This is a genomic window from Embleya sp. NBC_00888 (assembly GCF_045207655.1).
In the GTDB taxonomy this organism is placed as follows: Bacteria; Actinomycetota; Actinomycetes; order Streptomycetales; family Streptomycetaceae; genus Embleya.
Genome location: NZ_CP108784.1, coordinates 5,432,892 through 5,447,227 on the forward strand (window position 1 = coordinate 5,432,892; position 14,336 = coordinate 5,447,227).

A 14,336-nucleotide genomic window follows, 5' to 3' on the forward strand; every position below is an offset into this window, starting at 1 on the left:
CGCAGACTCATGGGACGTCACTCGGGAACGCAGACGAGCGTGCAGTACGGCGGTGAGGGGTTGCCGGACGACGCACTGTCCGGCGGCTACGCCGCGGTGCCGCAGCAGGGCGCATATGGACAGGCGCAGCAGGACGGATACGCCGGCGGCCTGGCCGACACCTCGTACGCGGGCGCGTATCCCGGGCAGGACACCGGCTACCACGACTACCCCGCGGACCCCGGCTACGGCGGCTACCAGGCCGCTCCGCAGGGCGGCCTCGGGTACGACGGCGGGCAGCAGCACGGCTGGGAGCACCCCGCGCCGGAGGCCGGCTCCGGGACCTGGACTGCGACCGGGACGATGCCCGGCGAGCCCGCGCACTGGGACGACCCGCTGGAGCCGTACGGCGCGCAGGCCGCCTCGGGCGGCTACGCGGCACAGACGTTCGGCGCGGACACCTTCAACACCGACACCTTCAACACCGATGGGTTCGGCACCGATACGTTCGGCGCGACCGCGTTCGCGACCGGCTCGTTCGGCGGTGACGCCTACGGCGCGGACTCCTACGGCGCCGACCCGTACGCCACCGGCGGCTACACGGCGGTGGGCCACGCGAACGACCTGTACGCCGCGGACGGCTACCCCAGTGGCATGCACGCGGTCGTCGAGGCGCCCGCCGCGCCGATGTACGACACCACCACGTTCGAGCCGCAGAGCTTCGTCGGCTACGGCTACGACACGTCGGGCGCCTACCAGGCGGTGTCGCCCGTGCGCGATCCGCTGGTGGACGCGCTGTACGAGATGCCCGCAGAGTCGGCGCAGGCGGCCGGTCCCGGTGCCGGGCAGTATGCGATGGAGGCCGAGCCGTGGGCCGTGTCGGCCCCCGAACTCGACCTGGAACAACTCTCGTTCGCGACCGAACCGGGCGAGGACTTCGCGGACGCGGAGTCGGAGTCGGCGTACGCGGTGGAGCCCGAGCCGGAGTACGGCTTCGAGCCGGACGCCGGGAGCGCCCCGCCGAAGGGCCGCGCGCAGTCCCGGCGGGCGAACCGTCCCGCGCCCCGCAAGGGCCGGCGCACGCTGGTCGCGGCGAGCGGCGCGGTGGTCACCGGTGCGGTGCTCGCCGGCGCGGTCGTGCTCCAGATGCCCGACGAGGGCACCTCCAGCCAGGCTTCCGGCGACGACCAGGCCGGGCCGGGTGCCGCGCCCCGGCCGACCGACCAGGCCGCGTCGCGCTCCTCGGATCGCGACCCGGTCGCGCAGGGCGGCGCCTCGTCGTTGCCGCTGCCGACGCCCGCGTCGCCGACCACCACCGACCAGCTCACCGTGCGCTTCCCGCTCGATCCCAAGCTCGGCCTGAGCGGCAGCTTCGACACGGTGCCCGGCAAGGAGGCCGCGCCCGGCCCCGGTCGCAAGTACACGTACGCCGTGGAGATCGAGCAGGGCCTGCAACTGGACGGCGAGCTGTTCGCCACGACGGTGCAGAAGACCCTGAACGACAAGCGCAGTTGGGCCACCGGCGGATTGACCTTCGAGCGCACCGACAACTCGCCGAAGGCGGACTTCGTGGTGCGGCTGGCCAGCCCGCAGTCGGTGCACAAGGCGTGCACCCCGCTCGTGGGCGACACCAGCGCGGACAACGTCTCGTGCGACGCGTACGGCACCCGGTACGTGATGATCAACGCGTGGCGCTGGGCGCAGGGCTCGACCGCCTACGGAGACGACATCGTCGGCTACCGGCAGATGCTGATCAACCACGAGGTCGGGCACCGGCTCGGGCACAACCACGAGAAGTCCTGCGGTGCGGGCGGCATCGGCTCGAACCTGGCCCCGGTGATGATGCAGCAGACCAAGACCCGGGTCGCCAGTGAGGGTGCGATGAAGGGCGAGACCTGCGAGGCCAACCCGTGGCCGTACCCGACGGGCAAGCTCACCAAGTAGGGCCGGCCGAGCCGCTCCGGGCGCCGTCGAAGGCGCCCGGAAGGCCCTCGCGCGCGCGAATCTCACGGACCGGACCCGATGCCCGGGAATCGGGACGAGCGTGGCACTGTTGCGGTAGGAAAAGAGCCGAGATGAACAGTCCGACCATCGGAGTTTCCGTGTCGCAGCTACCACCCCTGGTCGAGCCGGCCACCGAGCTGACCGTCGACGAGGTCCGTCGTTATTCGCGCCACCTGATCATCCCCGACGTCGGGATGGACGGGCAGAAGCGGCTGAAGAACGCCAAGGTGCTCTGTGTGGGCGCCGGTGGCCTGGGCTCGCCGGCGCTGATGTACCTCGCCGCGGCCGGTGTCGGCACCCTCGGCATCGTCGAGTTCGACACCGTCGACGAGTCGAACCTGCAGCGTCAGATCATCCACGGACAGAGCGACATCGGTCGCTCCAAGGCCGAGTCCGCGCGCGACTCGGTCAAGGAGATCAACCCGTACACCAAGGTCGTCCTGCACGAAGAGCGGCTCGAGGCCGACAACGTGATGGAGATCTTCGGGCAGTACGACCTGATCGTCGACGGCACGGACAACTTCGCCACCAGGTACCTGGTCAACGACGCCTGTGTACTGCTGAACAAGCCGTACATCTGGGGTTCGATCTACCGCTTCGACGGCCAGGCCAGCGTGTTCTGGTCCGAGCACGGCCCGTGCTACCGCTGCCTGTACCCGGAGCCCCCGCCGCCCGGCATGGTGCCCTCGTGCGCCGAGGGCGGCGTGCTGGGCGTGCTGTGCGCCTCGATCGGCTCGATCCAGGTCAACGAGGCGATCAAGCTGCTGATGGGCATCGGCGAGCCGCTGGTCGGCCGGCTGATGATCTACGACGCGCTGGAGATGACGTACCGCACCGTCAAGGTGCGCAAGGACCCCGAGTGCGCGGTGTGCGGGAAGAACCCGACCGTGACCGAGCTGATCGACTACGAGGCGTTCTGCGGCGTGGTCTCCGAGGAGGCCCAGGAGGCCGCGCTCGGTTCGACCATCACGCCCCGCCGGCTCAAGGAATGGCTCGACGCGGGCGAGAACATCGACCTGATCGACGTTCGTGAGCCGGGCGAGTACGAGATCGTCAGGATCCCGGGTTCGCGGCTGATCCCGAAGAACGAGTTCCTGATGGGCCGGGCCCTGGAGGAACTGCCGCAGGACAAGCGGATCGTGCTCAACTGCAAGACGGGCGTGCGCTCGGCCGAGGTGCTGGCGGTGCTCAAGAGCGCGGGCTTCGCCGACGCGGTGCACGTGGGCGGCGGTGTGATCGGGTGGGTCAACCAGATCGAGCCGGAGAAGCCGGTCTACTAGGTCCTCGGGGCCGGACGGCCGTGGGTCGGACCCGACCTGCGGCCGAGGCGTCCGCACACGCCGGACGAGCCGGACGGGATCGGGCTTCGGCCGGATGATCCTCGAACGCCGGACGGGCCGATTCCCATCGGCCCGTCCGGCGTTTTTTCGAGCCGTGGCGAGGGCTCAGATCGCCTGTTTGCGTTGCAGGTGGGTGAAGGCGAGCCAGCCGGGCAGGACCGGCAGCCAGAAGGTCAGGAAGCGGTAGAGCAGGACGGCGGCCGTCGCGGTCTCGAACGGCAGGCGCGCGGTGCTGGTCAGGCCCGCGATCAGGGCCGCCTCGACCGCGCCGATGCCGCCAGGGGTGGGTGCGGCCGAGCCGATCGCGTTGCCGGCCAGGAAGACCACCGCGATCGCGGCGAAGTTGGCCGAGCCGCCGAAGGCCCGCACGCTGGCGTCCAGACACAGGATGAAGGACAGCGTGAGCAACACCGTGCCGCCCAGCCCGGCCGCGAGCTTGGTGGGGGTCTGGAGCACGTCCAGCAGACGCGGCACGATGCCGGAGAAGAGTTGGCGCAGCCGCTTGACGATCCAGCGCCGCAGCGGCGGTACGGCCATCACCAGCAGCGTCACCAGGGCCAGGACCAACAGGCCCGCGATCACCGCGCCCGACGGCGCGAAGGACGGCGTCTCGGCGGTGCCCGCGATGTAGCCGAAGAAGGCCAACAGGCCGACGTGGAAGACCAGGCCGCCCAACTGCGAGACGCCCACGCTCGCGGCGGCGAGGGTGGGCGGGATGCCCGCCTTCTGTAGGTAGCGGGTGTTCAACGCGACGCCGCTGACCGCCGGTGGCGCGACCAACTTCACGAACGAGCCGGCGAGTTGCACCACAGTGGTACGAAACAGCGACAGCCGTTCCGGGACGAAGCCGAGCAACATCAGCGCCGCGCACACGTAGCTGAGCGAGGAGGCCAGCAGGCCGATCGCCGCCCAGCCCCAGTTCGCGCTGTCGAAGATCTCGCCCAGGTCCACGTGGCTGAGCTGGGACAGCAGGAAGTAGCCCGCGAACGCGCTGGCCACCACGGTGACCAGGGTGCGCGCGCGGACCCGCTCCAGGCGGACCGGCTCGACCTCGGCCTGCGGACGCAACTCCAGGATCTGCTCGCGGATCCGGGAGAGCAGGTTCTTGTCCTTGCGCAGCACCGCGCGGGTGCTTCGGCTGAGCGCGACCTTCTGCAACAGCGGCAGGCACGCGGCCACGGTGTCCGCGCCGAGCACCTCCGCGGCGGTGTGCACCGCGCGCTCCTCGCCCACCCGCAGCGCGATGGTGGTGAGCAACTGCGCGGTGTCGATCCGCAGCGCCAGATCGCTGGAGGCGATCTCGCCGGCTCGCAGGTCCACCAGCCACGGCTCGCCGGTGCCGTCCACCAGGATGCTCTCGGCGACCAACCGCCGGTGGGTGAGCCGGTGTGCCTGGAGCAGCCCCAGCAGCCCCCACAGCCGGGCCAGCAGCTCGTCGGTGAGCTCGTCGTCCTCGAGGGTTTCCAGGGTGCGGCCGGGCACGTGCGCGTAGGCGAGCAGCGCGGCGTCCGGGCCGACCTCGGTGGTGGCCACCAGCCGCGGCGCGCGCACTCCCGCGTCGGCGCAGGCGTACGCCATCAGCGACTCCTGCTCCAGCGCGCGGCGGGTGGACAACACGGTGCGGCGCTGGGTGACCCCACGCAGCACCAGGCGGCGGTAGAAGCGGTAGATCGCGCCGGAGGCCTGCTGGTCGCGGTCCAGCACGGTGACGTCCAGCAGCCGCTCGTCGGCCAGCCGGACCGCGTAGCGGCGGGTCTCCTCGGGGCCGTCGTCGGTGCGCACGCAGGACAACGCGACCAGGCCGAACCGGCGCAGCGCGGCGACCACCGACTCGGCCGGCGGCCGGGTGTTCGGCAGGCCGACCGCGTACAGCGTGGCGTAGGCGATGGTGCGGCCGAACAACACGCTGGTGAGCAGCGCGACGGGGGTGGTGTACCCGCCGACCAGGACGGTCGCCGCGTTCAGCAGGAGCAGCGTCCACACCACCAACTGCCAGCGCGGTCTGCGGACCAGGCCGACCGCGGTGACGTAGGCGACGATCGGCGCGAGGTAGCCGTGCACCGGGTCGGTCCAGCCGCTCCGCGGCAGCGGCAGCGGGCGGGTGAGCGCGTCGCGCAGCGCCTCGGGGCCGGGGCCGGTGATCCACCAGTCCAGGCCGAGCGAGGCCAGGTAGGTCATGGCGGCGGCGATCACCCCGTCGGCGACCCGCAACCCGTCCCGGCTGATCAGGCGTTCGATCCCGTAGGCCACCGGCACCACGAGCACCGCGACGGCGAACACCCCGCCGGAGAGGTTGAGCAGCAGGTGCGGCGTGCTGTTCTGGGCGCCGCGGACGATGTCCGATTCCAGGCCGGAGGTGGTCTGCCGGGCGATACTGGCCAGGAAGAAGACGACGCCGAGGGTGAGCACACCGAGCAGGACTCGGATCAAATCGGACGATCGGTGCACACGCAGCGGTTGTGAGGGCTCGACTACGAGGGCGCGCCCGTTCCCGGGGGCCCCCGTCGCGATCGTTTCGTCATGCTCTCGAATCACCCGTCACCACCGCGTCGATGGTGCCACGACCCGCGCCCGGGATTGCGCCCGGCCGCGCCGTAGTGCGGCCGAAAGGGGCGGGCGGTCGTCCGACCCCGTGTCCGACGACTCTGTCACCATGTGCGGATGAGTGACCCTAACCCCTTCGCCGAGCGGGTGCTCGACCTGGTCGAGCGCATCCCGCCCGGGCGGGTGATGGCCTACGGGGACGTCGCCGAGGCCCTCCAGGAAGGCGGCCCTCGGCAGGTCGGCCGCGTGATGGCGCTGTACGGCGGCGGGGTGCCCTGGTGGCGGGTGGTGCGCGCGGACGGCTCGTTGCCGCCGAGCCACGCGGTGCGCGCGCCCGGGCACTACCGGGCCGAGGGCACGCCGTTGCGTTCGGGCGGCGAGCGGGTGGACATCGGGCGGGCGCGCTGGGTGCCGGCGCCCGACGAGGTGCCCGCGGAGGCGCCCGCCGACCGGGAGGATCCGCCGATCTCCTGACCGTGCGGGGTGGGCCGGGTCACAGTGGTCGCGCCCCGATCCGGTCCCGGAAGTCCTGTGTGCTCCCGGGGCGAGCGGGCCGGGTGTGATCTGATGGGCATCGGCCGCGCCCTGCCGACCGGGGCGCGGCCGACCCACCGCGACCGAGACCGCTGTCCGACCTGTCGACGGCGCGGCCCGTGCAGACACAGGATTCGACGGCGACCCGAAGGCACTTTCGGCCAGATGACCACCCCGACCCCGGCGTACCGCCTGCGGCGCACCCCCGTGGCCCCGCCCGCGCCCGTGATCCCCGACGACTATCAGCGTGCCGTCGTCGAGCACCGCGGCGGGCCGCTGCTCGTGCTCGCGGGTCCCGGCACGGGCAAGACCACGGTGCTCGTGGAGGCGGTCGCCGAGCGGGTGGCGCGCGGGATCCGGCCGGAGGAGATCCTGGTCCTGACCTTCGGTCGCAAGGCGGCGGGCGAACTGCGCGACCGGTTGACCGCGCGGTTGCGCGCCGCCGGGGCGCGGACCGCGGCGGTGCCGACCGCGACCACGTTCCACTCGTTCTGCTACGCACTGGTGCGCGAACACCAGCCGGCCGAGTTGTTCAGCTATCCGCTGCGCCTGTTGACCGGTCCCGAGCAGGACGTGTTCGTGCGCGAACTGCTCGCGGGCGGGGTCGAGGAGGGCAGCCAGAGCTGGCCCGCCGAGCTGCGTGCGGCGGTGGGCACCCGGGGCTTCGCCGACGAGGTGCGCGCGGTGATCGCGCGCAGCCGCGAACTCGGGCTCGATCCGGACGCGTTGGCCCGGTTCGCCAAGGACACCGGGCGCCGGGACTGGGGGGCCGCGGCCGACTTCCTGGCCGAGTACCTGGACGTGATCGACGCGCAGGGCGTGGTCGACTACGCCGAACTGGTACATCGCGCGGTGTTGCTCGCCGAGCGGCCGGAGACCGCCGAGATCCTGCGCGGGCGCTACAAGGCGGTGTTCGTCGACGAATATCAGGACACCGACCCGGCGCAGGTGCGCCTGCTGGCGGCGCTGGCCGGGGACGGGCGGGACCTGATCGCGGTGGGTGACCCGGACCAGTCCATCTACGCGTTCCGCGGCGCGGACGTGAACGGCATCCTCGACTTCCCGCACCGCTTCCCGCGTGCCGACGGCGAGCCCGCGGACATCGTCGTGCTGCGCACCTCGCGCCGGGCGCCGGCCGGGCTGCTGGCCGCGTCCCGGGTGGTCACCCAGCGCATGCCGCTGAGCCGGCTGCCCGGCGACCGGGTGCGCGCGCACCGCGAGTTGATCCCGTCGGTGTCGGGTGAGCGGGACCCGAGCCGGGTCGAGGTGTACACGTATCCCACGCCCGGCGCGGAGCTGGACAACATCGCCGACATCCTGCGCCGCGCGCACCTGGAGGAGGGTGTGCCGTGGGGGGAGATGGCCGTGCTGGTGCGCTCGGGCGCACGTTCGATCCCGGGTCTGCGGCGGGCGCTGTCGGCCGCCGGGGTGCCGTTGGAGATCGCCGGCGACGAGTTGCCGATCGCGGCCGAGCAGGCGGTGTCGCCGCTGTTGACCGCGCTGCACGTGGCGGCGGATCCGAACGTGTTGGACGCGGAGACCGCGCGCTCGTTGTTGCAGTCTCCGCTGGGGGGGTTGGACGCGGGCGATCTGCGCCTGCTCGGGCGGGCGCTGCGGGCCGAGGAGCGGGCCGCGTCGGGCGCCTCGGTGACCAGTACCCGGCCCTCCGCCGAGCTGATCCGGGACGCGCTGGCCGAGCCCGGTCAACTGGTCGGGATAGAGCAGCGGGTCGGCGGCGGCGCGTTGCGCCTGGGCATGCTCGTCCGCAAGGCGCGCGAGGTGCTCACGGGCGGCGGCAGCACCGAGGACGCGCTGTGGGAGCTGTGGCAGGGCACGCCGTGGCCCGGACGGCTGGAGCGCGCGGTGCTGCGCGGCGGTACCGCCGGGCGCAACGCGGACCGCGACCTGGACGCGGTGGTGGCCCTGTTCGAGGTGGCCGCCAAGGCCGAGGAGCGGGCCGGCCATCGGGGCGCGCTGAACTTCCTGGCCGAGCTCAAGGCCCAGCAGATCCCCGGCGACCGGCTCGACGACAGCGCGCTGCGCGGCGAGTCGGTGCGCTTGCTGACCGCGCACCGGGCCAAGGGCCTGCAGTGGCGCCTGGTGGTGGTGCACGGGGTGCAGGAGGGGCTGTGGCCGGACCTGCGTCGTCGGGGTTCGCTGCTGGAGGCGGACCGGATCGGTTCGGACGGCCTGGCCGAGCCGCTGTCGCCGGGCGCGCTGCTCGCCGAGGAGCGGCGGTTGTTCTACGTCGCGGTCACCCGGGCGAAGGAGCGGCTGGTGGTGACCGCGGTCGACTCCAGCTACGACGACGGCGATCAGCCCTCGCGCTTCCTGGAGGAGCTGGGGGTCACGCCGGTGGAGGTCAAGGAGCGGCCCCGGCGTCCGCTGTCCACCTCGGCGCTGGTGGCCGAGCTGCGGTCGGCGGCGGTGGATCCGCTGGCGCCCGCCGTGCTGCGCCGGGCCGCCGCGCGGAGGTTGGCCGCGCTCGCGGACCTGCGCGACGACGAGGGTCATCCGCTGGTGCCGGCCGCGCACCCGGATCGGTGGTGGGGACTGGTGGCGCCGACCGATCCGGGGGTGCCGATCCGGGATCCGGATGGCGCGGTGCGCCTGTCCGGCAGTTCGGTGGCCAAGGTGCGCGACTGCGCGCTGAGCTGGTTTCTGGGCAGCGAGGTGCACGCGGACTCGCCGCGCTCGGCGGCGCTGGGCTTCGGCAACGTGGTGCACGCGCTCGCGGACGAGGTGGGTACCGGCGCGACCGCGGCCGAGTTGCCGGTGCTGATGGACCGGCTGGACCGGGTGTGGGACGCGTTGGCGTTCGACGCGCCGTGGCAGTCCGAGCAGCAGAAGGACGAGGCCCGGACGGCGCTGGAGCGGTTCCTGTCCTGGCACACCCACGAACGGCACCGGGTGGTCGCGGCGACCGAGCACGGCTTCGAGGTCGAGCTGACCGCGGGCGAGTACCGGGTGGTGATCCGGGGCTCGATGGACCGGGTCGAGCGCGGCGAGGACGGCCTCGCGTACGTGGTCGACTTCAAGACCGGGCGTCGGCCGCCGACCCGCACCGAGATCGAGGACCACCCGCAACTCGCGGTGTACCAGGTCGCGGTCGCGGCCGGCGCGCTCGACGATCTGCCCGGCTTCGAGGGCGGGCGACCGGCCTCCGGCGGTGCCGAGTTGATCCAGTTGCGCACGTCGGAGAAGGGCGACGCCGAGCAGCCGCTGGTGCTGGCCCAGGACCCGCCGCTGCCCGGGCCGGACGGCGGGACGTGGGTGGGCGGGTTGCTCGCGGACGTGGCCGGCCGGATCATCGGCGAGCGGTTCACCCCCAGCACGGGTTCGCACTGCGACATGTGCGATTTCCGCAAGTGTTGCAGCGCGCGTCCGGAGGGACGGATGACGGTCGACTAGCCGGTGTGCCGGCCGGTTTCGACGCGTCCGCCGGCCGGCATTTCCCTGTGAAGCCGCACGTATCGGGGCGGTTGATCATGCTTTCTTTGCCATGGCCATACTCGTGCGCAGGTCACTCCGGTCCCCGAGTCAAGGAGTTTCGTGCGCACTGCACGTATGTTTGCGATCGTCCCCGTCGTCGCTGTCGCCTTCGCCGGGCTGACCGCCTGTGGCGGCTCGGAGGCGAAGTCGAACGCCGGAACCGACGCCAAGGTGTTGGCCGACGAGGCGCAGCGACTGCTCGAATCCGTCGCCGACTACAAGATGGTCGGCGGTGGTCGGGACGAGGAGACCAGGATCGAGTGGGACCTGTGCATCCGCAACGGCGCGGACGTGCAGGGCAAGATGGTCATCGACGGCGACCCGGTCGAGATGATCATCGTCGGCAAGGACCAGTACATGAAGGCCGGCTCGGCCTTCTGGAAGAAGTCGATGAGCGACTCCGTCCCGGCCGCGGTCCTGGATCGGGCCGTGGCGCTGGTGTCCGGCAAGTGGGTCAAGACCCCGGTCGACGACGAGGACGGCGGCCCCGGCAGCATGGCCGACCTCTTCGACGGCTCCACCGACGGGGTGAGCAAGGGCGAGCCGGTCGAGATCGACGGCGTGAAGGTGATCCCGCTCGGCAAGAAGGACGAGGACGGCGTCACGACCACCGTCTACGTGCGGGAGAAGGGCAAGCCCTACCCCTACCTGGCCAAGTCCGAGGGCGACGGCGACATGTCGGTGAAGTTCACCAAGGGCAAGAGCAAGTGCGAGCCCACCGCGCCGGCCGAGTCGATCACCAAGGAAGAACTCAAGGGCCGATTCAAGGACGCGTGATCGGGCGCCCCGCCCGGACACCGGTCCCGCGCCCACACCGGCCCCGCACCGCGACCGCTCCTGTCGCCGTGCGGGGCTAGTGTTCCTCCGGTGCACGCCGTACTGACCGACCCGGACGACCTGTGTCGCCTCCTGGGGATCCCCTTCACACCGGAGCAGCTCGACGCGGTGCTCGCGCCGCTGAGCCCCGGGGTGATCGTGGCCGGGGCCGGATCCGGCAAGACCACGGTGATGACCGCGCGGGTGGTGTGGCTGGTGGGCACCGGTGCGGTGCGTCCCGACCAGGTGCTCGGCCTCACCTTCACCAACAAGGCCGCCGGTGAGCTGGCGCAGCGCGTGCGCAAGGCGATCGCCCAACTGCGCGGCGGCGAGATCCCGGCCGACGAGGACGCGGGCGAGCCGACCGTGTCCACGTATCACGCGTTCGCCGGCCGGCTGCTCCAGGAGCACGGGCTGCGGATCGGCCTGGAACCCTCCGCCCGGTTGCTCGCCGACGCGACGCGCTACCAGCTCGCCGCCCGGGCCGCGCGCACCGCGCGGGGCCCGTTCCCCACGCTGACCGGCCGGCTGCCCGACGTGGTGGCCTCCGTCCTGCACCTGGGCGGCGAACTCGCCGAGCACCTGGTGCCCGTCGACCGGCTCCAGGAGTGGGACCGGGCCTTCGTCGCCGACGTGGAGGCCGCCGCGAAGCCCTCCGCCGCCGCGCGCAAGGCCGCCGACGCCGCGCGGAACCGGCTCGACCTGACCCGCCTGGTCGACGCGTACGCGCACGCCAAGAGCGGCCGCGACCTGCTCGACTTCGGCGACCAGATCGCCTACGCGGCCAGGATCGCGGGGGAGCGGCCCGAGGTCGGCGAGATCCTGCGCGACACCTACAGGGTCGTGCTCCTGGACGAGTACCAGGACACCTCGGTGGCCCAACGCGTGCTGCTGCAGGGGCTGTTCGGGCACGGCCACCCGGTGACCGCGGTCGGCGACCCGTGCCAGGCGATCTACGGCTGGCGCGGCGCCTCGGTCGCCAACATCCACGACTTCCCGGTGCACTTCCCGCAGCGCGACGGCACCCCCGCGGCCCGCTACGCGCTGTCCGAGAACCGGCGCAGCGGCGGCCGGATCCTGGCCTTCGCCAACGACCTCTCCGAGCCGCTGCGCACCCCCGAGAGCGGTGTGGAGGCGCTGCGCCCGGGTCCCGGCGCCGAACACGAGGGGTGGGCCGTCGCGGCGCTGCTGCCCACCCACCGTGCGGAGATCGACTGGCTCGCGGACCGGATCGGTACCGCGATCGGCACCGTCCTGGACAAGAACGGCGACCCGATCACCCCCGGCGACGTCGCCGTGCTCGCGCGCACCGCGGCCGACTTCGCGGACATCCACGCCGCGCTGGTGCGCCGCGACATCCCGGTCGAGGTGGTCGGCCTGTCCGGGCTGCTGCACCTGCCCGAGGTGGCCGACCTGGTGGCCGTGTGCGAGGTGCTCGACGACCCCACCGCCAACTCCGCGCTGGTGCGTCTGCTGGCCGGGCCGCGCTGGCGGATCGGGCCGCGCGACCTGGCCCTGCTCGGTCGCCGGGCCGCCGAGCTGGTTCGCGTCGATCGGGCCGGCGCCGACGACGCGGACGCGCGCCTGGAGGAGGCGGTGGCCGGGATCGACCCCACCGAGGTGGTCTCGCTCTCCGACGCGCTCGCCGACCCCGGCGAGCACCACCCCTTCTCGGCCGAGGCGCGCCGCCGGTTCGCCCGGGTCGCCACCGAGATCCGCGACCTGCGCCGGCACCTGGGCGAGCCGCTGATGGACCTGCTGCACCGGGTGCTGGCCGGTACCGGCCTGGAGGTCGAGCTGTCCGCGTCGCCCGGCGCGCTGGCCGCGCGCCGCCGGGAGACGCTGCACGCGTTCCTGGACGTCGCGGCGGGCTTCGCCGACCTGGACGGCGACCCCTCGCTCACCGCGTTCCTGGCCTTCCTGCGCACCGCCGCCGAACACGACAAGGGGCTGGACGGCAGCCTGCCCACGGCCGGCGACTCGGTGAAGGTGCTCACCGCGCACAAGTCCAAGGGCCTGGAGTGGGAGGTGGTGGTGGTCCCCGGGTTGATCGAGGGCGTCTTCCCGAGCGTGCGTACGCAGACCAAGTGGATCACCAACGGCAAGGCGCTGCCGCACCCGCTGCGCGGCGACGCGGACGCGCTCGCGGTGTTGCCGGACCTGACGCCCAAGGGCTTCAAGGCGTTCGACGCCGCGATGCGCGAGCACCAGGCGACCGAGGAGCTGCGCCTGGGCTACGTGACCTTCACCCGCCCCAAACAACTGCTGATCGCGTCCGGCCACTGGTGGGGGCCGACCCAGAAGAAGCCGCGCGGCCCGTCGGCGTTCCTCACCCGGCTTCGCGAGCACTGCCGGGCCGGCAACGGCACTGTCGAGGTGTGGACGCCCGAACCCGCCGAGCCGGTCAACCCGTATCTGGCGGACACCCTCGAACACGCCTGGCCGCTGCCGCTGGACCCGACCGCGCTGGTGGAGCGCCGCCGGGCGGCCGACGCGGTGCTCGCCGAACTCGCCCGGCGCGAGGCCGCCCGGCGGGTCGACCACGCGATGCAGCACCCGTCGGTCGAGTCCGAGCCCGAGTCCGAGCCTCGGACCGAGCCCGAGCCCGAGTTCACGGTCGCCACGGCTCCGACCGACGACGAGCGGGTGCCGGTCGAGGTCTACGACGCGCACATCCCGCCGGACCCGGAGCACGAGGCGCCGCCGCCGGAGCACGACCCCGGGCCGCCCGCCCGCGACCTGCCCTCGCGCGATCACGACGACGCCCGCGAACACACCGACGAGGTGCGCGCCGGGCACCCGGCGGTCGAGGGCCCCGCGACCGGCGCCGCCGGCCGGTTCGAGCCCACCCCGGACGAACTGGCCCTGATCGAGTCGTGGGACCGCGACCTGGTCCGGCTGGCCGAGGAACTGCGCCGCGGCCGATCCGGGGTGCGCGAGGTGCCGCTGCCCGCGACGTTGTCCGCGTCCCAGATGTTGCGCCTGTCCAACGACCCGGACGGCCTCGCCCGCGAACTGGCCCGGCCGATGCCGCGCCCGCCCGCCCCCGCGGCCCGCCGCGGCACCCGCTTCCACGCGTGGGTCGAGTCGTTGTTCGGCGAGCGCCCCCTGCTGGAACCGGACGACCTGCCGGGCGCGGCCGACGAGGAGATCACCGACGAGGCGGACCTGCTCGCGCTCCAGGAGGCGTTCCTGCGCACGCCCTACGCGCAGCGCGCCCCCTACCGGGTGGAGGCGCCCTTCCAGCTCTTCCTCGGCGGCCGGATCGTGCGCGGCCGGATCGACGCGGTCTATCGCGAGGGCACGGGGTTCGAGGTGGTCGACTGGAAGACCAACCGGGTGCAGAACGCGGACCCGCTCCAGCTCGCGGTCTACCGGTTGGCCTGGGCCGAATACGCCGACGTGCCGATCGAGGAGGTCTCCGCCGCGTTCTTGTACGTGCGCACCGGGGAACTCGTCCGGCCCAAGGGTTTGCCCGGGCGAGACGAACTGGAACAGTTGTTCACGGAAGGTGACGAACCGGGCCCGGACCAGGGTTCTTGATCCGGAGGAAACCCCGGTCGGGTGACGATGGGCCCGATGCGGCCGGTTTCCGACACTCGTATGGTTTATGAGGATCGGCAGTAC

General features: G+C 72.7%; 7 protein-coding genes. 6 read left to right on the plus strand and 1 reads right to left on the minus strand.

Annotation, left to right across the window (positions count from 1 at the left end; all coding sequences use genetic code 11):
* Positions 1 to 9 precede the first annotated feature (9 nt).
* The gene (locus OG948_RS23355) at positions 10 to 1,923 is read left to right on the plus strand and encodes a DUF3152 domain-containing protein (RefSeq protein WP_406298355.1); all 1,914 of its coding nucleotides are present in this window, start codon (positions 10 to 12) and stop codon (positions 1,921 to 1,923) included.
* A gap of 131 nt (positions 1,924 to 2,054) precedes the next feature.
* Complete coding sequence (gene moeZ / locus OG948_RS23360; protein WP_406298356.1) at positions 2,055 to 3,263, plus strand: adenylyltransferase/sulfurtransferase MoeZ; 1,209 nt, start codon at positions 2,055 to 2,057, stop codon at positions 3,261 to 3,263.
* Positions 3,264 to 3,428: 165 nt separating this feature from the next.
* Here moeZ and OG948_RS23365 read toward each other — a convergent pair whose 3' ends face one another.
* A complete protein-coding gene (locus tag OG948_RS23365) occupies positions 3,429 to 5,771 on the minus strand; it encodes a YbhN family protein (protein WP_406298357.1) in 2,343 nt (780 codons plus the stop codon).
* A gap of 213 nt (positions 5,772 to 5,984) precedes the next feature.
* Here OG948_RS23365 and OG948_RS23370 point away from each other — a divergent pair, with 213 nt between their 5' ends.
* The 4 genes from OG948_RS23370 to OG948_RS23385 all read left to right on the plus strand — a co-directional run bounded on the left by OG948_RS23370 (position 5,985) and on the right by OG948_RS23385 (position 14,252).
* Complete coding sequence (locus tag OG948_RS23370) at positions 5,985 to 6,341, plus strand: MGMT family protein (RefSeq protein ID WP_406298358.1); 357 nt, start codon at positions 5,985 to 5,987, stop codon at positions 6,339 to 6,341.
* Positions 6,342 to 6,566: 225 nt separating this feature from the next.
* Entirely contained in the window at positions 6,567 to 9,812 is a 3,246-nt protein-coding gene (locus tag OG948_RS23375) for an ATP-dependent helicase (RefSeq protein ID WP_406298359.1), read from the plus strand.
* A 141-nt stretch (positions 9,813 to 9,953) separates the two neighbouring features.
* Positions 9,954 to 10,670, plus strand: coding sequence for a hypothetical protein (locus tag OG948_RS23380; RefSeq protein WP_406298360.1), 717 nt, complete (start codon positions 9,954 to 9,956; stop codon positions 10,668 to 10,670).
* Positions 10,671 to 10,760: 90 nt separating this feature from the next.
* Positions 10,761 to 14,252, plus strand: a complete 3,492-nt coding sequence (locus OG948_RS23385; protein ID WP_406298361.1) for a UvrD-helicase domain-containing protein — start codon at positions 10,761 to 10,763, stop codon at positions 14,250 to 14,252.
* Positions 14,253 to 14,336: the final 84 nt, after the last annotated feature.

Excerpts from the sequence above, each read along its gene's own strand:
- OG948_RS23355 (WP_406298355.1), top strand. The coding sequence starts at position 10 with ATGGGACGTCACTCGGGAACGCAGACGAGCGTGCAGTACGGCGGTGAG.
- moeZ (WP_406298356.1), top strand. The coding sequence starts at position 2,055 with ATGAACAGTCCGACCATCGGAGTTTCCGTGTCGCAGCTACCACCCCTG.
- OG948_RS23370 (WP_406298358.1), top strand. The coding sequence starts at position 5,985 with ATGAGTGACCCTAACCCCTTCGCCGAGCGGGTGCTCGACCTGGTCGAG.
- OG948_RS23375 (WP_406298359.1), top strand. The coding sequence starts at position 6,567 with ATGACCACCCCGACCCCGGCGTACCGCCTGCGGCGCACCCCCGTGGCC.